The sequence below is a fragment of the Marivivens marinus genome (assembly GCF_035969385.1).
Lineage (GTDB): Bacteria > Pseudomonadota > Alphaproteobacteria > Rhodobacterales > Rhodobacteraceae > SELP01.
Genome location: NZ_JAYKKJ010000013.1, coordinates 1 through 22,153 on the forward strand (window position 1 = coordinate 1; position 22,153 = coordinate 22,153).

At 63.8% G+C, this 22,153-nt stretch carries 20 protein-coding genes; 10 read left to right on the top strand and 10 right to left on the bottom strand.

Annotated elements, in window-relative coordinates; genetic code table 11:
- Positions 1 to 89: 89 nt before the first annotated feature.
- Together U3648_RS15945 and U3648_RS15950 are read left to right on the top strand one after the other, a co-directional pair.
- Complete coding sequence (locus U3648_RS15945) at positions 90 to 1,535, top strand: mannose-1-phosphate guanylyltransferase/mannose-6-phosphate isomerase (protein ID WP_420860223.1); 1,446 nt, start codon at positions 90 to 92, stop codon at positions 1,533 to 1,535.
- Positions 1,510 to 2,916 (top strand): phosphomannomutase, encoded by a 1,407-nt coding sequence (locus U3648_RS15950; RefSeq protein WP_420860224.1) that lies wholly within the window; start codon positions 1,510 to 1,512, stop codon positions 2,914 to 2,916. The genes U3648_RS15945 and U3648_RS15950 overlap by 26 nt, the downstream gene beginning before the upstream one ends.
- On the opposite strand, the gene U3648_RS15955 is transcribed toward U3648_RS15950, so the two are convergent.
- From U3648_RS15955 to U3648_RS15965, 3 genes are read right to left on the bottom strand one after another with little or no spacing between them, the layout of a single operon-like run.
- On the bottom strand, positions 2,913 to 3,710 hold the full coding sequence (locus tag U3648_RS15955; protein ID WP_420860225.1) for a metal ABC transporter permease: 798 nt from the start codon (positions 3,708 to 3,710) through the stop codon (positions 2,913 to 2,915). The genes U3648_RS15950 and U3648_RS15955 overlap by 4 nt on opposite strands.
- The gene (locus tag U3648_RS15960; RefSeq protein ID WP_420860226.1) at positions 3,707 to 4,471 is read right to left on the bottom strand and encodes a metal ABC transporter ATP-binding protein; all 765 of its coding nucleotides are present in this window, start codon (positions 4,469 to 4,471) and stop codon (positions 3,707 to 3,709) included. Before U3648_RS15960 ends, U3648_RS15955 begins: the two co-directional genes overlap by 4 nt.
- Entirely contained in the window at positions 4,468 to 4,950 is a 483-nt protein-coding gene (locus U3648_RS15965; protein WP_420860227.1) for a transcriptional repressor, read from the bottom strand. The genes U3648_RS15960 and U3648_RS15965 overlap by 4 nt, the downstream gene beginning before the upstream one ends.
- A gap of 86 nt (positions 4,951 to 5,036) precedes the next feature.
- On the opposite strand from U3648_RS15965, the gene U3648_RS15970 reads away from it, so the two are divergent.
- The 4 genes from U3648_RS15970 to modC are packed head-to-tail and all read left to right on the top strand — an operon-like array spanning position 5,037 to position 8,519.
- Positions 5,037 to 5,969 (top strand): zinc ABC transporter substrate-binding protein, encoded by a 933-nt coding sequence (locus U3648_RS15970; RefSeq protein WP_420860228.1) that lies wholly within the window; start codon positions 5,037 to 5,039, stop codon positions 5,967 to 5,969.
- A 41-nt stretch (positions 5,970 to 6,010) separates the two neighbouring features.
- Positions 6,011 to 6,763, top strand: a complete 753-nt coding sequence (gene modA, locus U3648_RS15975) for a molybdate ABC transporter substrate-binding protein (RefSeq protein ID WP_420860229.1) — start codon at positions 6,011 to 6,013, stop codon at positions 6,761 to 6,763.
- Positions 6,760 to 7,455: a molybdate ABC transporter permease subunit gene (gene modB / locus U3648_RS15980; protein WP_420860230.1), complete on the top strand. Its 696-nt coding sequence runs from the start codon at positions 6,760 to 6,762 to the stop codon at positions 7,453 to 7,455. The genes modA and modB overlap by 4 nt, the downstream gene beginning before the upstream one ends.
- The gene (modC, locus tag U3648_RS15985; RefSeq protein WP_420860231.1) at positions 7,452 to 8,519 is read left to right on the top strand and encodes a molybdenum ABC transporter ATP-binding protein; all 1,068 of its coding nucleotides are present in this window, start codon (positions 7,452 to 7,454) and stop codon (positions 8,517 to 8,519) included. Before modB ends, modC begins: the two co-directional genes overlap by 4 nt.
- On the opposite strand, the gene aroQ is transcribed toward modC, so the two are convergent.
- Positions 8,516 to 8,953, bottom strand: a complete 438-nt coding sequence (gene aroQ, locus U3648_RS15990; protein ID WP_420860232.1) for a type II 3-dehydroquinate dehydratase — start codon at positions 8,951 to 8,953, stop codon at positions 8,516 to 8,518. The two genes, modC and aroQ, sit on opposite strands and share 4 nt — an antisense overlap.
- A gap of 197 nt (positions 8,954 to 9,150) precedes the next feature.
- On the opposite strand from aroQ, the gene U3648_RS15995 reads away from it, so the two are divergent.
- Together U3648_RS15995 and U3648_RS16000 are read left to right on the top strand one after the other, a co-directional pair.
- On the top strand, positions 9,151 to 10,188 hold the full coding sequence (locus tag U3648_RS15995; protein WP_420860233.1) for a hypothetical protein: 1,038 nt from the start codon (positions 9,151 to 9,153) through the stop codon (positions 10,186 to 10,188).
- 6 nt (positions 10,189 to 10,194) lie between these two features.
- The gene (locus U3648_RS16000; protein WP_420860234.1) at positions 10,195 to 12,147 is read left to right on the top strand and encodes a tripartite tricarboxylate transporter permease; all 1,953 of its coding nucleotides are present in this window, start codon (positions 10,195 to 10,197) and stop codon (positions 12,145 to 12,147) included.
- Positions 12,148 to 12,156: 9 nt separating this feature from the next.
- On the opposite strand, the gene U3648_RS16005 is transcribed toward U3648_RS16000, so the two are convergent.
- A complete protein-coding gene (locus U3648_RS16005) occupies positions 12,157 to 13,014 on the bottom strand; it encodes a class I SAM-dependent methyltransferase (protein ID WP_420860235.1) in 858 nt (285 codons plus the stop codon).
- A gap of 114 nt (positions 13,015 to 13,128) precedes the next feature.
- Here U3648_RS16005 and U3648_RS16010 point away from each other — a divergent pair, with 114 nt between their 5' ends.
- Complete coding sequence (locus U3648_RS16010; RefSeq protein ID WP_420860236.1) at positions 13,129 to 14,106, top strand: hypothetical protein; 978 nt, start codon at positions 13,129 to 13,131, stop codon at positions 14,104 to 14,106.
- Positions 14,103 to 15,125: an ATP-grasp domain-containing protein gene (locus U3648_RS16015; RefSeq protein ID WP_420860237.1), complete on the top strand. Its 1,023-nt coding sequence runs from the start codon at positions 14,103 to 14,105 to the stop codon at positions 15,123 to 15,125. Before U3648_RS16010 ends, U3648_RS16015 begins: the two co-directional genes overlap by 4 nt.
- Before the next feature lie 82 nt (positions 15,126 to 15,207).
- Here U3648_RS16015 and bglX read toward each other — a convergent pair whose 3' ends face one another.
- From bglX to U3648_RS16040, 5 genes are all read right to left on the bottom strand, one after another.
- Positions 15,208 to 17,430 (bottom strand): beta-glucosidase BglX, encoded by a 2,223-nt coding sequence (gene bglX / locus U3648_RS16020; RefSeq protein ID WP_420860238.1) that lies wholly within the window; start codon positions 17,428 to 17,430, stop codon positions 15,208 to 15,210.
- 234 nt (positions 17,431 to 17,664) lie between these two features.
- Positions 17,665 to 18,225 (bottom strand): TetR/AcrR family transcriptional regulator, encoded by a 561-nt coding sequence (locus U3648_RS16025; protein ID WP_420860242.1) that lies wholly within the window; start codon positions 18,223 to 18,225, stop codon positions 17,665 to 17,667.
- Between the two features lie 122 nt (positions 18,226 to 18,347).
- The gene (locus U3648_RS16030; RefSeq protein WP_420860239.1) at positions 18,348 to 19,883 is read right to left on the bottom strand and encodes a trimethylamine methyltransferase family protein; all 1,536 of its coding nucleotides are present in this window, start codon (positions 19,881 to 19,883) and stop codon (positions 18,348 to 18,350) included.
- Complete coding sequence (locus U3648_RS16035; RefSeq protein ID WP_420860240.1) at positions 19,880 to 21,109, bottom strand: cytochrome P450; 1,230 nt, start codon at positions 21,107 to 21,109, stop codon at positions 19,880 to 19,882. The genes U3648_RS16030 and U3648_RS16035 overlap by 4 nt, the downstream gene beginning before the upstream one ends.
- Positions 21,110 to 21,111: 2 nt before the next feature.
- Positions 21,112 to 22,077 carry an aminomethyl transferase family protein gene (locus tag U3648_RS16040; protein ID WP_420860241.1) on the bottom strand — a complete coding sequence of 322 codons (966 nt, stop codon included), beginning with the start codon at positions 22,075 to 22,077 and terminating at the stop codon, positions 21,112 to 21,114.
- Positions 22,078 to 22,153: the final 76 nt, after the last annotated feature.

Consider the following 22,153-nt stretch of genomic DNA (forward strand, 5'->3'; position numbering starts at 1 on the left):
ATCACGCGCGAAGACCTGACCGAACGGGCCGCACGGTTCGGCAAAAACGGATACGGCAAATACCTCAGCGGGTTGGCGGGGGAATAGCGATGGCACGGATCGTCCCGGTCATTCTGTGCGGCGGGTCGGGCACGCGGCTTTGGCCCATGTCCCGGCAAAGCCGACCCAAGCAATTCGCGGCGATGACCTCGGACAAGTCGCTGTTTCAGGAAACCGCGCTGCGGCTGTCGGGGCGAAATGGCGTTGATTTTGCAGCCCCCCTGATCCTGACCAATGCCGATTTCCGCTTTGTCGTGGGCGAACAGTTGCAGGAGATCGGGATAGAGGGCGCAGACCTGCTGATCGAACCCGAAGGACGCAATACCGCCCCTGCAATCCTTGCCGCCGCCCTGCGGGTGGCCGACCGCGACCCCGACGCGCTGATGCTGATTGCGCCGTCGGATCACCATATCCCCGATACCGACGCCTTCCGGGCCGCCGTTCTGGCCGGGATCGCCCCGGCGCTGGACGGGCGGATCGTCACCTTCGGGATTGCCCCGACGCGGGCTGAAACCGGCTTTGGCTATCTGGAACTGGCCAACCCGCCGGACGGGCCAGGCACCCCCCTGCCCCTAGAGTGTTTTGTCGAGAAACCGGATGCGGCCCGCGCCGAACAGATGCTGGCCGGGGGGCGGCATTTGTGGAACGCGGGCATCTTCCTTGCCTCGGTCCGGACCCTTCTGGACGCCTTCAACACCCACGCGCCCGAGATCGTCGGTCCAGTCCGCGCCGCGCTGGCCGACGGGCGCGAAGACCTTGATTTCTTCCGCCTTGCCCCCGGCCCCTGGGCCGAATTGCCCAATGCCTCTGTCGACTATGCGGTGATGGAAAAGGCGGGCAATCTGACGGTGGTGCCCTATGCCGGGCTTTGGTCCGATCTGGGCGGCTGGCAGGCGGTGCACGACCTTGCCCAACAGGACGACGCAGGGCTGGCCACGCTGGGCGATGTAACGGCGCTTGATTGCCGCGACAGCCTGTTGCGCAGCGAAGACGGCGGCCCGGCCCTTGTCGGGATCGGGCTGGACAACATCGTGGCGGTCGCCATGCGCGACGCGGTTCTTGTGGCCGAAAAATCCCGCGCGCAAGAGGTGAAAGAGGCCGTTGCCGCCCTGAAAGCCAAGGAGGTGAAGGCGGCGACCTGTTTCACGGTCGATCATCGCCCATGGGGTCACTTTGAGACGCTGGTTCTTGCCGACCGGTTTCAGGTCAAACGGATCGTGGTGAAGCCGGGCGCGGCCCTGTCGCTGCAAAGCCACGTGCACCGGGCCGAACACTGGATCGTGGTGCAGGGCACCGCCAAGGTGACCGTGGGCGACGACTGCCGCCTGCTGTCGGAAAACGAAAGCGTCTATATCCCGCTTGGCGCGGTGCACCGGCTGGAAAACCCCGGCAAGCTGCCGATGACCCTGATCGAGGTGCAGACCGGCGCCTATCTGGGCGAGGATGACATCATCCGCTACGAAGACGCCTATGCCCGCAGGACCGGGGGCCAATAGGGTGCCGCCCAAGTTCGGCACAAGCGGGCTGCGTGGGTTGGTGACAGAGCTGACCCCGGAACTGGTTGCCGACTACACCCGCGCCTTTCTTGCCGCCTGCGACGCCGGGACCGGTCTGTGCATAGGGCGGGATTTGCGCCCCTCTTCTCCCGATATCGCCGCTGTCGTGGCGCAGGCTGCGGCCGGGACTGGCCTGCCCGTCACCGATTGCGGCGCCCTGCCCACCCCCGCGCTGGCCCATTGGGCGATGGCGCAGGGCCAAAGCGCGATCATGGTCACTGGCAGCCATATCCCGGCGGACCGCAACGGGCTGAAATTCTACACCCCCGCAGGCGAGATCACCAAAGCGGACGAGGCTGCCATTCTTGCTGCCCTCGGGCAACCGGTGGGCCAGCGTGCCGTGCAGATTGCGCCCAGCGATGCGGCCAAGTCCGCCTACCGCGCCAAATATGTGAACGGGTTTGGCTCCATTCTGCACAGTGCGCGGATCGGCATTTATGCCCATTCGGCGGTGGGCCGCGATATCCTTGCCGATATCCTGACTGATCTTGGCGCCGATGTGGTCGTAATCGACCCCTCCGACCAATTCATCCCCGTCGATACCGAAGCGGTCGATCCCGTGTTGCGTAACCGCCTGCCTGCCTTGTGTGCCGACCATGCGCTTGATGCGCTGGTATCAACAGATGGGGACAGTGACCGGCCGCTTGTGGCCGACGAGATGGGACAGATCGTGCCAGGGGACATCCTTGGCCAGATCTGCGTGGCCGCGCTTGGAGCCGACACGGTGGTGACGCCAGTGTCGTCGAACAGCAGCCTAGAGGCGCTAGGTCTGGCCCCAAGGGTGATCCGCACCCGGATCGGGTCCCCCTACGTTATTGACGGGATGCGGCAGGCCGGTGGCCAAGTAGCGGGCTATGAGGCAAATGGCGGGTTCCTGCTGGGGTTTGACTGGACCGGACCCGCGGGCGGCGTTTTGACCGCCCTGCCAACGCGGGACGCGGTGCTGCCGATCCTGATCCCGCTGTGGCAAGCCCGTCTACAGGGCGCGCCCCTGTCGGCCCTTGTTACGGCGCATCGGCTGCGTGTCACCGCCACCGACCGCCTGCCCGAGATACCAACCGACCAATCCGCCCGGTGGATTGCCGCATTGATCGGGGACAGCGCCGCGCGGGCGGCATTCCTACCGGCGCTGGAAGATGCCCGACTGGACCTGACCGACGGGCTGCGGATGCATCTGGCTGACGGGCGAGTGCTGCACCTGCGCCCCTCGGGCAACGCGCCGGAACTGCGGGTGTTGATCGAAGCACCCGACGCCGATCAGGCACGGGCCTTCATGGACGATGTTTTGCCACGGGTTCGCGCTGCGGTAACCCGCGCCTAGCCGCGCCGCCCCAGGGTGACGATCGACGCCAACAGGAAGACACCCGCCGCAACGCAGACAATGGTCGGCCCGGTGGGCGTATCGAACAGGTAGGACAGTTGCAGCCCCGCCAGCGCCGACCCTGCCCCGATGCCCGCCGCGATCAGCGCCATCCGTTCGGGCGTCGCGGCAAAGGGCCGGGCCGCGGCAGCCGGGATCAGCAAAAGCGCGGCGATCAGCAGCACGCCGACAACCTTGATCGCGACCGCCACGACCAACGCCAGCGCAACGGTCAGCGCAAGCTGTTCCCGCTTCGGGTCAATGCCGGCGGCATGGGCCAGATCGGGGGACAGCGTGGCGGTCAGGATCGCCGACCAGCGCCACCACAACAGCCCCAGAACCACCGCAACCCCGCCCCAGATTACCACGAGGTCTACCCGGCCTACCGCAAGGATATCGCCGAAAAGATAGGCCATCAGGTCAATCCGCACCCCCTGCAGAAAGGAAACGGCGACCAGACCGATAGCCAGCGCCGAATGCGCCATGACCCCCAAGAGCGTATCCATCGCATAGCCGCGCCCGGACAAGGTCGATACCGTCGCTGCCATCAAAAGCGCAACCACCAGCGCGCCGCCAAAGACCGATGTATTCAGTGCCAGCGCCAGCGCGACCCCAAGGATCGAGGCATGGGCCGTCGCATCCCCGAAATAGGCCATGCGCCGCCAGACGATCAGACACCCGAGCGGGGCTGCCGCCAGTGCCACCCCGACACCGGCAAGCGCCGCGCGGATCAGGAAACTGTCCAGAAACGTCATTCCGCCGCCCCGTGATGATCGTGGTGATGATGGTGGTCGTGGTCATGCCCGTGGTCATGCCCGTGGTCATGATCGTGCCGATAGAGCGCCAGCGCCCCCCCGGTGCCGGAGCCGAAGAGAGCGCGGTATTCTTCCGCCTGGGCCACATGTTCCGGCGCCCCTTCGCAGCAGATATGGCCGTTCAGGCAGATCACCCGGTCGGACGCGGCCATAACCACATGCAATTCATGGCTGACCATCAGGACGGCGCAGCCGATGTCCTGCCGGACAGTTTCGATCTGCCGGTAAAAGGCGGCCGATCCGGGCTGGTCCAGCCCTTGGGTTGCCTCATCGAGGATCAGAAGGTCCGGGTTGGTCAGAAGCGCCCGCGCCAGCAGGACGCGCTGGAACTGTCCGCCCGACAGGTCCGCCATCTGATGCGACAGCCGCGCGTCCAGCCCGGCGTGGCGCAGCGCGTCGCGGGCGGCATCGCGGCTCACCCGGCGGGGCAGGTTCAGAAACCGTTCGACCGTCAGCGGCAGGGTCGGGTCGATGTGCAGCTTTTGCGGGACATAGCCCACCTTCAGCCCCGGCGCGGCGATTACCTGCCCCGAGGTCGGGCTGACCGCCCCGATGATCGCCCGCAAAAGCGTGGATTTGCCCGACCCGTTCGGCCCGACGATGGTCACGATCTCACCCCGGTCAATGGCGAAATCCACATGCGACAGGACGGTGTGCCCGCCAAAGCGGACCCCAAGACCCCGGGTTTCAATCAGGCTCATGCGCCTTGTCCTTTGGCGCAATTGGGGCACAGTCCCTCGGCCTCGACCACGGTGCGTTCGATGGTAAACCCGGCCTGCGCCGCCGCCTCGCCCAGACGGCCCCGTTCCAGCCGAATCTCGGCCTCTGCCACAGACCCACAGGCGCGGCAGATCAGGAAGGCCGGGGCGTGGTCCTCGGCCATATGGGAACAGGCGACAAAGGCGTTCAGCCGCTCGATCTTATGGGCAAACCCGTTCGAGACGAGAAAATCCAGCGCCCGATAGGCGACGGGCGGCTGCGAACCGAGCCCCTCTTCCCGAAGCACTTCAAGGATATCATAGGCCCCCATCGCGCGATGACCGGCCAGCAGAATCTCAAGCACCCGGCGACGCACCGGCGTGAATTGCAGCCCCGCGCTGGCGCACTGGGCCTCGGCCTGCGCCACGCCTGATGCGATGCAACTGCGATGGTCGTGGGTATCGAAGGCGAGCGTATCCATCTGCGGTCCGTCCGTTTGGGGCTTGCGATGAGATAACGTAACATCTATACCTGGCGCAACTGTTATATCATAACACCGGAGGACCCATGCGCGCACTGTCCCTTGCCATCGCCCTGTCTGCCGCCCCTGCCCTTGCCGATGTTCCGAATGTCGTGGCCGATATCGGGCCGGTTCAGGGGCTTGCCGCGCGGGTGATGGATGGCGTTGGCACCCCTGACGTGCTGATCCGCGCGGGGTCCAGTCCCCACAGCTATGCGCTGCGCCCGTCCGAGGCCGCAGCACTGGAACGGGCCGATGTGGTGTTCTGGGTCGGCCACGGGCTGACCCCCTGGCTGGAAGAACCGGTCGCGCAGCTGGCCGGGGCCGCAGCGGTCGTCGAACTGTCGCAGGCCGCGGGGACCGTCCGACTGCCCTTCCGCGAGATCGCGGAAGAAGATGACCACGGGGATCACGATGATCATGCCGGGGACCACGACGAAGACCATGATGGGCACGACCACGCTGGCGAAGACCCGCACTTGTGGCTTGCCCCCGACAATGCCGCCTTGTGGCTGGATGTAATCGCGGCAGAGCTGTCGCGGATCGACCCGGACAATGCAGCCACCTACCGGGCGAATGCCGATGCGGGCCGGGCGGAAATCGCCGCGGCCCTGACCGGGGCGCGTGCAGCGCTCGCCCCGCTGACGGACCACCCCTACCTCGTCTTTCACGACGCCTATCAGTATTTCGAAGGGGCGGTTGGCCTTGCCCCTGTCGCGGCCCTCGCCCTGCCCGACGCCAGTGCGCCATCGGCGGCGCGTCTGGCCGAGGTTCGGGATACCGTCATCGACACCGGCGTGGTCTGCGCCTTCGCCGAACCGCAGTTCAACACTGACCTTCTGGAAACCGCCATCGAAGGCACCGGCGCGCGGATCGGGGTTCTGGACCCGCTGGGCAGCGACATTCCCGCAGGCCCCGGTTTTTACCCGGCTTTCCTTGATCGGCTGGCCAGCGACATGGCCGCCTGCCTGCGCCAATAGGGTGCTTGCCTCTGCCCCCGGCCTTGGCGGATAGTCGCGCCATGTTGCGCACCCTTGCCCTGTTCGCCTGCCTTCTTGCCCTGCCCGTTCCGGCGCAGGCCGACCGGGTGACGATCTTTGCGGCGGCCAGCCTGAAGACCGCGCTGGATGCCATCGAACCGGTGGCAGAGGCGGCGACGGGCCACGACCTGATCCTTGTCTACGCGGGCACCTCGGCGCTGGCCCGGCAAATCGCCCATGGCGCGCCCGCCGATATTTTCATCTCGGCCAATCCCGACTGGATGGATGTACTGTCTGATCAGGGCCTGATCCGGGATGACACGCGGACCGACCTGCTGGGCAACCGGATTGTCCTGATCGGGCACGCATCGGGGACAATGGTGGACATGACGGACGCCGCGGCGGTCCGCGGGCTGCTGGGGTCCGAACGGATTGCGATGGCCCTTGTCGATGCGGTTCCGGCCGGCATCTACGGCAAGACCGCCCTGCAAGACCTTGGGTTATGGGATGATATCGCCGCGCAGGTGGTCCAGACCGACAACGTCCGCGCCGCACTTGCCCTTGTCGCGCGGGGCGAGGCGCGGTTTGGCGTGACCTATGCCACCGATGCGCTCGCCGATCCCTCTGTGACGGTCCTTGGCACCTTTGCCGAAGACAGCCATCCGCCCATCACCTACCCCATCGCCGCCCTGACAACCGGGGCCGCCGACGATGTTTTGTCCTACCTCACCGGGCCAGAGGCCGGGGCGATCTTTACCCAGCAAGGGTTCACCCGGCCAGAGGCGTCCCGATGAGCGGCTGGCTCGGACCCGAGGAATGGCAGGCGGTCACCCTGTCGCTCAAGGTGGCCTTTTGGGCGACGCTATGGTCGCTGCCGCTGGCCGTGCTTGCGGCCCACGCGCTCGCGCGCTGGTCCTTTCCCGGCAAGACCCTGTTGAACGGGATCGTTCACCTGCCCCTGATCCTGCCGCCGGTGGTCACCGGCTATTTGCTCTTGCTGACCTTTGGCACGCAAGGGCCGGTCGGCGGCGCACTCCAGGCCATCGGTATCAGTTTCGCCTTTCGCTGGACCGGGGCGGCGCTGGCGGCCGGGATCATGGCCTTTCCGCTGATGGTCCGGGCGATCCGCCTGTCGATCGAGGCGGTGGACCCGAAACTGGAACAGGCGGCGGGCACCTTGGGGGCCTCGCGCCCTTGGGTCTTTGCCACGGTCACCCTGCCCCTGATCCTGCCGGGTATCCTTGCGGGCAGCATTCTGGCCTTCGCCAAGGCAATGGGTGAATTTGGCGCGACGATCACCTTCGTGTCGAATATCCCCGGCCAGACCCAGACCTTGCCCTCGGCCATCTATGCCTTCCTTCAGGTGCCGGGCGGCGAATCCTCGGCGTTGCGGCTGGTCATCGTCGCGGTGGTGGTGGCCATGGCGGCGCTGATCGGGTCCGAAGTTCTGTCGCGCCGGATCGCCGCGCGGGTGGGTGGCCGATGACGATTTCTGTCTCTATCCAGCACAAGGCGGGTGATTTCGACCTTGATGTCCGCTTTGATGCCCCGCCCGGCCTGACGGTTCTGTTCGGCCCATCGGGGGCTGGGAAATCGACCGTGGTGAACGCGGTTGCCGGGCTGCTCAGGCCCGATGCGGGGCGGATATCGGTGGCGGATCGGGTGTTGGTTGATCGTGGCGCGGGGCTGTGCCTGCCGCCGCACCAGCGCCGGGTCGGCTATGTGTTTCAGGACGGGCGGTTGTTCCCGCATCTAACGGTCCGCCAGAATCTGAGCTATGGGCGCTGGTTCGCGCCCAAGCCAGCAACCGGGCCGGGCTTCGACAATGTGATCGAGATGCTGGGCATCGGCCCGCTGCTGGATCGACGCCCCGGCGCGCTGTCGGGGGGCGAGGCGCAGCGGGTCGCCATCGGCCGCGCCCTTTTGTCGGCCCCCGATATCCTTCTGGCTGATGAGCCACTGGCCGCGCTGGACGAGGCTCGCAAGGCGGAGATCCTGCCGTATTTCGAAAGGCTCCGCGACGCGGCGACGGTTCCGATCCTCTACGTCAGCCATTCCCCGGCCGAGGTGGCACGGCTGGCCACCACGGTGGTCGCCATCGAAAAAGGCCGGGTGACACGGGTTGGCCCGGCGACAGAGGTTCTGGGCGATCCCGGCGTGACGCCGATGGGCGCGCGGGCGGCGGGCGCGGTCCTGTCGGCCACGATCCACGCCCAGCACGACGATGGGCTGACCGAGTTGGACGCGGGTGGCCATCATATCCTTTTGCCAAGGATTGACCGCCCACTGGGGGCCGACGTGCGGGTCCATATCGAGGCACAGGACGTGATGATCGCCACCGAACGCCCAAAAGGCATATCGGCGCTGAACGTGCTGCCCGTCACGGTCCGCGACATACGGATTGGCACCGGCCCGGGGGCCATCGTGCAACTGGCGGCGGGGCCGAACCTGATCCTGTCGCGGGTCACGCGCCGGTCGGTGCAGGCGCTTGGCCTGCATGAAGGACAGAAGGTCTTTGCGGTTCTAAAGGCGGTGTCGGTCGCGCCCTAGGCCAGAAGCCGCGCCACGTGGCGCAGGGCCAGTTCATAGCCATGCACACCAAAGCCCGCCATCACCGCGTCGGCCCGCAGGCTGACAAAGGACTTGTGGCGGAATTCTTCACGCTTGTGGACCTGGCTGATGTGCACTTCGATCACCGGGCCGTCATAGGCGTTCAGCGCATCCAGAACGGCGATGGAATAATGGGTCAGTGCAGCAGGATTGATGATGATCCCGGCGGCCTTGTCCCGCCCTTCTTGAATCCAGTCAACGATTTGGCCCTCGTGGTTCGACTGCCGAAAATCGACGCGCAGACCCAATTCCCCGGCCAGCGCCGCGCAGGATTGTTCGACATCGGCCAATGTGTCCGCCCCATAAACTTCGGGCTGGCGCTGACCAAGTAGGTTCAGGTTCGGGCCGTTCAGGACAAAAATGGTCTGGGTCATCGGATCGTCTGCCGTTCTGGGGATCGTTCGGGTGGTTTCTGACACCAAACCTGACACCGGGCAAGAACGGCGCACCGCCCTAGAAACGGATCATGCCCCTGTGTTGCCCTTTCGCAGGAAAAAGGGTTCACCGCTCTTGCTGAATTTGCTACGCATGCGTCAGGTCCTTGCTGGAGGGCCACAATGGGGATTGGGACATGAACAACTATTTCAAGAGCGTCGCGCTTGCCGCGACGGTCGTGGCCACTGGCGCCTCGGCGGAGATTTCAGAAACCTGCAAGGCAACGCTGGCCGACCGCAGTTCGACAATTATCGTACCGAATGCGCCGGGTGGCGGGTATGACACCTATGCGCGTGCAATCGCGCCGGCGATGGCTGATGCCTCTGGCCTGCGGGTCCGTGTCGTGAATAACGAGGCCGGCGGCGGACTTGTTGCGCGGCGGTTGATGTTGCAGGCGGGTTCGGACGACATTGTCATCCTCATGGAAAACGCGGTTGACCTGACCGTGGACACCGTCGCGTCGGATAGCGAAGACACGATCCTTTCTGTCGTTGATACGCTGGCGATTGCGCATGTCGCACCCGATGCGTGGATCTTGCCGGTAGGCAGGGATATCACCGACCTCTCGATGACCCACCTGGTCGCGGCGCAGGGGTCGCTGGAAGATTCCGTCATCGCCGTGGTGCTTGTTGGCTTGGCTCTCGGGATCGAAACCGAGGTCGTCGGTGGCTATGGCGGATCAAGCGAATTCGTCGCCGCTGTTCTGCGTGGCGAGGTAGATATGACCTCGATCTCGCTCCAGACGTCTCTGCGACGGACCGAGGGAAATGACGCCTTTGTTGCGCTAGTGGTCTCCGATGCCTACGACGCGGCCGCGCCTGACGTCCCCTATCTTGCCGGACCGGGTGGCGTTGCGGAAATGCGCGCCGCTGGCCTTTCGGCGGAGGTCCAGGCCGAACGCCAGGCCTATGCAGAGGCGGCAGTGGGGCTTTCCGGTGCCGTGCGCGGATTCTATGTTTCGAACTCCGTCGACTCAGAGTTTCGTGACTGCCTGCGCGACGCGATGGAGGTCGCAATGACCTCGCCCGAGGTAGCGGAAACGCTCGAAGCCCAGGGTCGGCCGCTTGCACCTCTCACCGGCAGCGCAGCCACCAACAAGGCGGCGGCGATGTTGCGCGCCGCGGCTTCGGGCCGCGCCCTCATCGAACAAATCATGGCGGATCAGGAAGACTGATCCACCATGTCCGCAGGCTATTTCGCAGCCCTTGCCGAAGGGCTGAACAACCTTCTGGCATGGCCCAACATCCTGATCCCGGTGCTGGGGACGCTTGTCGCGATGACGGCGTCCTTCCTGCCGGGGATCGGGATGGCAAGCCTGTCGGCAATCCTGATCCTGTGGACAATCAATTGGGACCCGGTGTCCGTGCTGCTGCTGTTTGGTGCGCTGACGGGCGGGGCCACCTTCATGGGGTCGCTGACCGGGATCCTGTTCAATATCCCCGGCAATACCTCGGCGGCGTCTGTCCTTCTTGACGGCCATGCGCTGACCCGCAAGGGCCTGCCCCGGACCGCCATCGCAACAGCGGCAACAGCCTCGGCCGTGGGATCGGTCTTCGGGGTGATCGTTCTGTTGCTCCTCCTGCCCATCGTGCGGGAATTCATCCTTGAATTCGGCCCGCTTGAACGGGTCCTGTTGGGTATCTGGGGTTTGTCCACGATTGCGGCCATTCCCAATTCGTCGACGCTCAAGGCTATCGCGGTGACCCTCATCGGGCTGGTGCTTGCGATGGTGGGGACGGATCCCGTGACGGCAGCGCCACGCTGGACCTTCGGGACACTATCGCTTCAGGGTGGCCTGTCGGCGATCGCCGTGCTTTTGGGATATTTCACGCTGGCGGAACTGGTGTCCTGGCAGAAGGACTATGTGATTTCCGACGGCCCGCCAGAGGGGCGAGAACAGGATTCTGTCCGGGCGGGGATCCGGGCGGTGTTCACCCATCGGTGGCTGACCTTTCGAAGTTCGATCATCGGCACACTCGTGGGGATCATTCCCGGCGTCGGGGGCACAGTTGCGGGCTTTGTCGCCTATGGTCACGCGGTCCAAAGCGCAAAGACCGATCGGGACAATTTCGGGAAAGGTGATCTGCGAGGCCTGATCGGTCCGGAAGCGGCAGTGGATGCAAAGGACGGCGGATCGCTCTTGCCGGCCATCGCCTTTGGCCTGCCAGGCAGCGAGGCCGGGATCATCCTTGTGACGGTTCTTGCCATTCACGGGCTCACGCCCGGAACCCCGATGCTAAGCGTCGACCTTGGCCTAACCTTTACGCTGATCCTTGCCCTGCTTCTGTCAAACATCCTGACATCTGTTGTCGGGGTCACCGTTGCCCCGGCGCTGGCCGGACTGACCCGGCTGCCCGTCCATAGCATTGCGTTGCCGGTTCTGATCGCCAGCGCAGTTTCGATCATCCACCTTCACGGCGGGCTGGTCGATCTTTACGTCGCCCTGGGTCTCGGGGTGTTCGGCTACCTGCTCAAGCACTTCAACTGGCCCCGCGTACCGATGGTCATCGCCTTCGTCCTTGGTGACTTTTTCGAAGCGAACATGATGGTCGCGGCCCAGTTGCAGTCGCTTGGCCGGCTCAGCCTACTTGACCGACCGGCGGCGATGCTTCTTGCAGCGATGATCCTTGCGTCGATTTTCTGGATGGTGCGGAAAAAGCGCGGGTCAGAGCCGCGCCCGCCCCTCAAGCCGCATGTGGACCATTTCGGATGGGTCGTCGCCGCGATCGGCATCGTCCTTGCGATCATGGCCTTCACCCACCACGGCTATTCCTTCTATGCACGACTGGTGATCGTGATCTGCGCAACAGTTCTGGTGATCGTTGCGGCCCGCGACTCCCTGCGCCAGAAACAGCCTGCCGGGTCCGGGACGGTTCTGGGGATACCAGCGTCAAACGCCCTGCCCCTTGCCCTTCTCGTGGTTTATCCGGCCGGTGTCTGGCTTTTTGGGCTGAGCATCGGGACCGGCGCCCTGACTGTCCTTTGGATGTGGGCACGGCGTGACTGGAAGCCCGAACGGCTGATCTATCCGGGACTGATCGGGATGGGGCTTACCATCCTGATGGCCAGTTATTTCAACTCCTGGGGCAATGTCATGCTGCCATCCCCGGCGGTCTTGGACCTGTTCCGCTGATCCCTTTGATCAATTGTCCGGGCGTTCGAGCACGATTTCATATCGGGGCCTACGGACAGCCTGCGAAGCCAGCATGAAGGGCGATACGCTCGCGGCTGCGGGCGCTTCTTCTACCTGGCGGACGATCAGTCCTGCTGCCGCTGAATGGTCCCGGATCTGGGCCTCGGTCACATCGTGCCCTGCAATTCCGACCTGCCAGAAATCGACCGCCGCTCCGAGTAGCTCGTCTTTGGAGGCCACGGCTGGCAAATCGCCCAGTTCATCCAGTTGGGCCGCCAGAGTCTGGCGACGGTCTTCGATGTCTTTTGGTGGCCTGCGGCGTTGGTAGGTGTCGTTCACGGGCGTCAGGCGTTGCGACAGGACAACGCGCCCGCCGGGCCGCAGGGCCCCTGCCCAGGCGGTGAAGACCGCGCTGCGGGCCTCATCCGGAATGAAGCTCAGGATGGAATGTCCAAAAATCGCATCCGCGTCGATCCCCGCCGGGATCTGGTCGAGGGTGCAGGCGAACTGGTCCACCGGAACTCCCATCGCCGCCCCATAAAGGCGCATCTGTTCGAGCGGTGTGCGGCAGCGATCGACGGCAGTGATCCGAACCGAAACACCTTTCCGCAGCGGCTCTTCGACGGCCAGCGCCATGATACCCGTATCTGCGCCACCAGACAGCAGGACATGCACATTGCCGCCGCGCGCGCATTCCATCGCCTGCCGGGCGAAAAACGGCTGTCCCGCAGGCAGGGCCCCGTCGCTTTCGACCAGTCGAACCATGCTCCACATCTTGTGATATGGTGCGCAGCGGTGATTGGCATCACACAGGGTTTCGGCCCAGTCAAAAGCAAACCGTGCAAGGGGGGCCAAGGGTTCCGTCATTTCCACTACTCTGCCTATTGTGCTTGCATTCCCACCAAGGGGACCGATACCAACTGCCTGACCTGCATCCAGACCCTTAGGTGTCTGACGACGCCATAACAAGAACAGAGACACATGTCGAAATCAGAATTGCCCGTTCTTGCCCTTGGCCTGCCGAACCTGCGCCGTGCACAATGGCGTGTCGACGCCGCGGGCAAGCCCAGCTTCAGTCTGCCCTGCCTTCTTCCCCTGCCGCCAGAGACCGATCGCCGGTTAAAGGGGGCAGCGCGTGAGTATTGGTTCCCGGTATCGCCCGATGCCCCGCCCTTCGCTGAAAAGGCGGCGATCAACATGTGCGCGGACTACGACCTTTATTCTGACGCCTTGTATGACATGTCGCGCACGGCCCGAACCGACATTCGCATTTTCAATCACCCCGATGCGATGGCCCGGTGCCGGATCGAAACGATGTCCGCGATTCTGGGCGATATTCCGGGCCTGATCGTGCCGCGCACGCTTCGGTTCAAGGCGCGCCACCTGCGAGACTTCCGCAAGGTGTTCGACGAGACCGGTTTCAAATACCCGGTCGTGCTGCGCAACGGCACCAGCATTTCCGAACGGGACGGGGTCCTGATCCTGTCTGCCGATCACTGGGATCGCGCGGACAGACTGGGTTGGTGGCGAAACGGCTGGGTAACGATGACCCAACTGGACACTGCCGATCTAGCCCAGTTCCAAAGGCTGCGGGTCTGCATTTTCGGACGCAAGATGCAAACCCTTGCCTATCAGTTTTCCTATGGATCAACGACCATGGCGTCGGGTCTGAACATGCCGGAAGGCCCCGATCAGAATAACCTGATGCGCATATTGAAGACGATCGGCGCACGGATACCCCTGGATTTCTGGACTTTCGATCTGACGTTCAAGGACAATGGCCGCGCCCAGTTCGAACAGCTTTGGGTCGGCCTGCCCCCGCGTGTCGCCCAGCCGGGGAAAAAGGGGCAGACCATGCATGCGCTGATGTGGTCCCAGGTAGGGCCGCAACTGGACGCGCTTTTGACCGATCCGGACCAGTGGCGGGGCTATGTGCCCCCGAAACCTGTTCTACAATGACACGGACCACGAAAATGCCTTCGACCGCCAAGCCCGGACTGATCTTTCGCGCCATCCCCGATGACGGAACGGCAGGGCTGGGGTATTCCCGGCGGGGCCAACCCGAATACCGGCAACGCAATGTGATGGGGTTGCCAAAGGACGCACAATCGGTGCTGTCGCCCTGTGCCGTCGATTACTGGTATCCCGGCGATGACGTCCCGCACGGGATCGAATGGGTCGTCAACACCTGCACGGATGCCGACAGTTTCGGCCGCGCATTGGACTGGCTGGAAGATAAATTCGGGACCGTGCCCATCTTCAACCACCCTAAAGGGATCCGCGCCACCGTGCGCGACCGGGTCCCTGCCCTACTGGGCGGCATTCCCGACCTGACCGTACCAAAGACGATCCGGACCCGGTTCCGGACCGTGGCCGAACTTGAACAGGTGTTTGCGGACAACGGGTTTGCCTTCCCTGTGCTGATCCGCCCGGTCGAGTTGCAGGGCGGTGTCGGCCTGTTGCGGATCGACGGGCCGCAAGACTGGGAAGACGCGCTTTATACGCGGTTTCACGGACAGGAACACTTCATGACCCAATTCGTGGAATCGGCAACCGACGCGGGGGAATACCGGAAACTGCGGGTGGCCTTCGTCGGGGGGCAACCCTACCTGCGGCATATCAAGGTCGGGCCGTCATGGATGGTCCATAACACCCCGTCCGATATCGCAAACGATTTTGAAGCCACCCGTGAATTGCCAATGATCGACGCCCTGCGCGGGGATACACGTCTGGTGGCCATCTGCGACCAGATCGGCCAGCGTGTCCCCTTGGACCTGTTTGCCGCCGATATCGGGATCAATCCGGGGTCCGGGCAGTTCGTTCTGTTCGAAGCAAATGCGTCGGTTTCGGTCTTCTTTCCCGAACGCGAAAACGAAACGCCAGAACGGTTGCTGCGCAGGGACCTGTTGCAGGCCCCGGCCGAAGCTGCGTTCGTCGATCTTCTGCAACGTCCCGACCAATGGCGTAGACCGGCCTGATCGCCGGCTGACCGTGATTAGGTCCGCCGGCATCGGCAAGATTGCCCCCCATCTGACCGGGGGATAATTGCCGATCACTGAATCATGCCAAGGCATCCACCTTCAGGACCGTGGCAAGCCCGCCTTGTGACGACCCGCCGACGAAGATGTCAAATGTGGTCGGTTCCTGCACCCATCCGCGTGTTGCGCTGCTCCAGTACCGCAGGCGGTCGGGGGTCAGCGGAAAGGTCACGCTGCGGGTCTCGCCGGGCGCCAGCGCGATCCGGTTGAACCCTTTCAGTTCCCGCACCGGCCGGGCTGCGGTTCCATACCGTTGATGGATATAAAGCTGCACCACCTCTTCCGCAGCCCGAACCCCGGTGTTGGTCACATCCACCGACACCTCTACACTTTGTCCGACGGCAATGCAGTCCGAAGACAGTCGTAGGTTGGCATAGTCAAAACTTGAATAACTCAGCCCGAACCCGAACGGATAAAGCGGACCGTTGGGTTCGTTCCAATAGCGCATTTCGGTTTCTTCGGGCTTGAACGACCGAAGATGCGCATAGGGCAACGGGATCTGCCCGATGTTGCGCGGCCAGTTGTAGGGCAGTTTTCCCCCGGGCACGGCATCCCCAAACAGCAGGTTCGCCGTTGCTTCTCCGCCGCGCGTGCCGGGATACCAGATCATCATCTGTGCCGTCGGCTGCGCGCCTTTGAAGTCCAACGGCCGGCCCGTCATGACCAGCAGGACCGTCGGGGTGCCGGTGGCCAGAACCGCATCCAGAAGTTCCTGTTGCCGCCCGGGCAGGTCGAGCGTGGACCGCGAGGCATGTTCCCCGATCATGACCTCCGCCTCGCCCAGCACCAGAACGGCAACCTCTGCCTCTTGGGCAAGGGCGACCGACCGGGCGATCTCGGCATCGTCGTCCACCTCGATCACGGGGGTCGGCGGCAGGAACGGATTTTCAAAGATCGACGGATGCAGGCGCTTTGGCACCGAAACACCGACTGAATGATCAACCCGGGTTCCATTGCCGACAGCGGCGCGAATCCCCGCCAGAACGGTCACGGTTTCACTGTCGTCCTGACGGAATATCCACGGGCCCGATGTATCGCGAGCGGCATCCGCGAAGGGGCCGATCACCGCGATAGATCCGATATCCCGCGACAGGGGCAGCAACCCGCCTTCGTTCCGCAACAGGACCGCAGACCGTTCCGCGGCCCGAAGGGCCACATCCCCATGCGCGGCCGTGGCAAGGGTTCGCTCTGACGCCGCGACATCGACAAAGGGCGCGTCGAACAGCCCCATTCGGAATTTCATGGTCAGGACACGGGCCACCGCTTCGTCCAGCCGGTCCATGGTAATCCGGCCCGAAGCCAGCGCATCGGGAAGGCTGCGAAAGGCCGCGTCGCCGCCAAAGGGCGGGGCCATTTCCATATCGACCCCGGCGTTCAGGGCCCGCACTGCCGCATCGGGGCGGTCCATGGCGAAATGGTGGGTTTCAAGGTCCGCCGCCGCGCCCGCATCGGTGACGACAAAACCGTCAAACCCCCATTCAGCGCGCAAGACATCTGTCAGCAACCATTTGTTGCCAGATGCCGGAACGCCGTTGAGGCCCATATAGGCGCTCATGATATTGCCCGCCCCCGCCTCGATCGCGGCCTTGAAAGGCGGAAAATGAATGTTCCAAAGCTCGCTGTCGGACAGATCGACCTCGTCATAGTCGCGCCCGCCCAGAGACGCGCCATAGCCCGCGAAATGCTTTGGCCCGGCGATCACCCGGTCCGGGGCACCGATCCTGTCGCCCTGAAATCCGCGCACCTGCGCCGCCGCCATGGCCGACCCCAGAAAGGGGTCTTCGCCCGCGCCTTCGATCATCCGGCCCCAGCGCGGATCGCGCGCAATATCGACCATCGGCGCAAAGGCCCAGTGCAGTCCGATGGACCGCGCCTCTTTCGCGGCAATGGCCTGACAATCCTCGGCCAGAGAAGGATCCCAGCTGGCCGCTAATGCAAGGGGCACCGGCATGGCCGTCCGAAACCCGTGGATTACGTCATAGGCGAACAGCAACGGGATCCCCAACCGCGATTCTTCGACCGCGATATGCTGCAGGCGGTCGATTTCGGCCGCGTCAGACACGAACAGAAGCGACCCGGCGCGCCCTGCACGCACCTCGGTTTCGACATTTTCCAATTCCTCGGTCACGCCCGGAAAGGTGAAATACTGGGTCAGCTGGCCCGCTTTCTCCTCGACCGTCATCCACGACATGAGATCGGCGACACGGGTCTGGATTTCGGTTTCAGTGGCTTGGGGGCTGGCCATTGGCTTTCTCCGGTTTGACGGGTCTATACCGTCTGTGGCGCGGCCGGACAGGCATGGCAATCGGTTTCTTCGCAAACGTGCGCCGCAACTGGATATCGGTCCCGCCCCGTTCATCGAGGCATCAATACATCCTGCCGCGTAAAGAAGCTCCTTTGGAGTGCAGCCTAAAACAGGAGGTTCAGACGCGACGCTCGTTTGGTCGAACAATACCGGCGGCAATGGTGATCCCTAGGGTCAGGGTTGGCCCAGACGGCCCACGCGGCGCATGAACGACACCATTGCCGGTTCGTCGGGGGCCCGGCCGGTAAAGCCTTTCAGATATGCGGACACGCGCGCCAGCCTGTCGCCCATTGGTTCACGGACATCCAGCGCATGGTATCCAAGCTGCATGAAGTAAAGAATGCGCGCCCGTGCGTCCGCCTCCTCCGGGGTAAACCCGTAGCGAGAGAACATGTCGGTCACCGCGCGCAGCCGTGCGGCATCTGCAGCGTCGACGCGGCACCGCAGGGCCTCGTCCCGTCTGGCCCATTCACGCACGGCGAAATCCAGCCCGGTATCAAAGTAATCCGGATCGACGAAACACAGGAAAAAATTGCAGACGCCTTCGGTTATATTGGCCGCTTGCAACCCGCATTGGTCGATGATCGAGGCGCTGTTGCGCGCCTCCCATTCTGTCAATAGCGCCCGAAGCAGATCGTCACGGTCACGGAAATACCAATAGAAACTGGATCGCGACACTCCCATCCGTTCGGCCAGTTTCATGATCTTGACCTGTGCCACGCCGTCCCGGACCAGCGTATCGCGGGCCTACGAAAGCCAATCGTCGCGCGTCACTTTGACGTGGCCGCCAAGGGGTTCGCGGTTCGGATCGTCCCGGTGCAGCAGCGGCGGTTCATCGTGCATGGATCGCCCCCCTCTCAGCTCTCGGGCGGGGCGCCGCCTTCGGCGCTGCGCGTTTCGATGAAAGCGCGCAGCGCCTCCAACCGGTCGGGCGGGGTGAAGGCCTGCCGCGGAGCGTCAAGGATACGTTCCCAGACGGCGGTGGCACGGGTCGAGGCATCCTGTGCGCCGCGCTCGGTCCAGGTGCCGAAATTGGCATAGTCATGGACGATCGGCTGGTAAAATTCGGTCGTATAGCGGTCCATCGTTTGTGGCGCGGCAAAGAAGTGCCCGGACGGGGCGACCTGCGACAGCGCATTGGCCAGGCCAATCTCGTCCTTGCCCGCCCTTGCCCCTGCACATAGTTCGGCCACCATATTGAGCACCTCGACATCCGTCACGATCTTTTCATAGCTGACCGACAGACCGCCTTCGAGCCATCCCGCCGAATGAATGATCACCGTCGCGCCGGACAGCAGGCAACCCCACAGCCCAAGCTGGTTTTCATTGGCCGCCTGGACATCATTGAGGTTCGACGCCGACCCCGCCGCCGACCGCCATGGCAAGCCCAGCATCCGCGCCATTTGGCCTGCCGCCAGAGATGCCTGAAAATGCGAGGGGGTACCAAAGGCGGGGGCGCCGGATTTCATATCGACGTTCGATGTAAAGGTGCCATAGCAGACCGGCGCGCCGGGTTTCACCATCTGCGTCAGGGTGATCGCGGCAAGGCATTCGGCGTGGCTGAGGGTGATTGCCCCCGCCACGGTGATCGGCGCCATGGCGCCCATCAGGGTGAACGGCGTGACAATGGACAACTGCCCGGCGCGGGCAAAGTCGATCAGCCCTTGCGCCATCGGAATATCAAGGCACCGGGGCGAATTGGTGTTGATGATCGTGTAGGTGTGCACCCCTTCCGTGAATTCCTTGTCCGTCAGACCCCGCGCGATCCTGAGCATTTCGAAATTGTCGCGCGTCTGCGGGGTGCCACGGGCGAAGAGAAACGGGAACTTGTCCGTGTTCTCCATCTGGCAAAGGGTCGTGAAGTAGTGGCGCAGATGGGTCGGCACATCCTGTGGCTCGACCGAGGGAGACATCATCTGAAACACGTCGAAATGATGCGCGATCCGGGTGTAGTCTTCGAAATCATTTCCAGAACCGGGGCGACGGCCGCGTTTCAGGTCGGTCGCGTGAGGTGCGCCCGCGCCGGGTTGAAAGGCCAGCGCACCCAGTTCAAGCACCACGTCACGATGCGCGGCCCCAGCGCGGCAATGGATCGACCTGGGCGCCGTTGAAAGGGCCGCCTCCACGATCTCGCGCCCCAGAAAGACCATCTCGCCCTCGACCCGGGCGCCAGCGGCGGCGTAGATTTTGCGTGCCTCGGGCAGCAATACCTTCATGCCAAGGTCTTCCAGCATCCGAAGCGCGGTCTGGTGCATGTTCGCCGCCTCGTCATCGGAAAAGACCGACATGACGGGGAATGGATTGCGCAACTCCCGGTAATTCACCTTCCGTTGCGATTGGGGGTCCGTCGCCGACTTGCGGCCACGGCGCCGGGAAGTGCGCTCTTGTGTCATGGGTGGTCCTGTAGGGGGTGAAACCGGCACAATTGCCGCGTGATATTGTCGAAGTTGGCGTTGACGCCCAGCACGGGCGCTGCTGTCAGGTCTATCTGGCGCGTCCGGGTCACGATTGCATGGGCTGCAACGCGGGCCTCCATCCGCGCCAGCGCCGAACCCAGGCACATGTGCGCCCCCTGCCCGAATGCGATATGGCGATTTGGGCCGCGGTCCGGGCGGAACTGGTCGGGGGCGTCAAAGACGCGCGGATCGCGGTTTGCCGAGGTCAACCAGACGACAACGCGCCCGCCCCGTGGGATCGTGACGCCGTGCAGGTCCACATCCTCCAATGCAAAACGGTCGACATTGCGGATCGAATTGCGCATGCGCAGCGTCTCTTCAATCGCGCCGTCGACAAAGGTCGGATCAGCACGCAGCCGGGCGGCCTGATCCGGAAATGCATCCAGCAGCCGCACGAAGTTGGTAATCAGGTTCGTGGTGGTTTCATTTCCAGCCAGAAGCAAGAGCATGGCCATCGACAAAAGCTCGTCTTCGGTCAGCCGCTCTTCCTCAGGGCCCGCCGCACGTAGCGCGGAAAACAACGCATCCCCACGCCAATCCGGGCGGGACAGGAAATCGCGGAAGTAGGCTGTCATTTCCGCGGCCGCCCGCCGCCCCCTTTCGGCCAGCGCGGGATCCATTTCGGCCAGCCAGGTCACTGCGCCCGAATTGTCGCCCAAGACAGCGGTCCATCTTCGTATTTGTGCCATGTCTTCGCGTGGAAGGCCCAGCATGTCGCAAATCATGGCGGTGGTGACGGGTGCGGCGAAATCTTCGACCAGGTCGAATTCCGCGCCGGACAGCGCCATCTTCATCCTCTCGTCCACGACCGCCTGCAAGACCGGGCGCAGGCCCTCGATCGACTTGGCCATGAAGGCGCGGTTCGCAATCATCCGCAAGCGTCGGTGTCGTTCGCCCGAGGCCGAGATCATGTTGTTGAACAGGAAAGCAAGGTTCGCATCCGCCAGATCGCCGCCGCCCTGCATGGACCTGTCAGAGGAAAACAGATCAGGCGATAGCAAGACCTGTCGCGCGTCGTCGTAGCGAAAGACATGCCAGCTTTCGGTCAGGCCGGGGGCCAGGTGGTAGATCGGATGCGCCTCTCGCATGTGCGCAAGGATCGGGTATGGATCGGCGCGAAACCGATCGCTTGTCAGCGCATTGAAGTCTTCGACATGTCCCATGCCTAGCCCCGCATCGCCATGCCGTTCGGATCGTAGGGGGACGGCGCGATCACCGTCGCCGCCCTTTCGACCCCGACCACATGAACCGCCAGTGCCGTTCCAACGGCAGCCGCGCTACGGTCGACCATGGCCATGGCCAGCGATTTTCCAAGGGTGTGGCCATAGCCGCCCGAGGTCACGAAACCGACCAGAGCCCCATCTTGCCAGACCGGTTCATAGCCGCTGGCATCCGCATCGCCATCGGCCACCTCCAAGGTCACCAGAACCTGCGCCGACGGGCTGTCGCGTTCGGCCAATGCTGCGTCCTTGCCGATGAAATCCTTGTCCCAATCAATCCAGCGATCCATGCCGGTCTGTCCCGCCGTGTAGCCTTGGGTGAATTCCGCCGACCAGATGCCAAAGCTTTTTTCCAGTCGCAGCGACAGTAGCGCGTTGAAGCCGTATTCGCGAATTCCCTGATCCGCGCCGGCCTCCAGAAGCAGCCGTCGTAGCCCGATATGGTCAGCCGCGTTGCAATGGATTTCATAACCCAACTCGCCCGCCACGGACAGCCGCCCGACCTTGCACCGGTAAAGACCGATATCGAAACTACCGCAGCCCAGGAAGGGCAGGCCCACCGGTCCGTCACTCAGCTTTTCGATCACCGCGCGGGATTTCGGCCCCGACAGGGAAAACCCGACAATTGCATCTGACACATCTCTGATGCGCACATCCGCACCCATATGATCCTCGAACCAGCGCATGTGCCATTCGCGCAGGTAATAGCTGCCCATGATCCACCAGGTTCCATCGCCCCAGTTGAAGACGGTCAGATCCCCCTTCAGCTTGCCGGTTTCGGACAGCATCGGCGCAAGGCGCGCGCGTCCGGGCGCAGGCAGTTTCGACGCCATCAGGTGGTCGAGCCAGGCCGCTGCCCCTGCCCCCGTCACCTCGAACCGTGAAAAACCAGAGATGTCCAGCAAACCCACTGGAATAGCCCCCTGAAAGTGGTCCACCAACTGGGATAGTTTGTCCCGCAAATTGGAGGATCAGCGATGGCTGGGA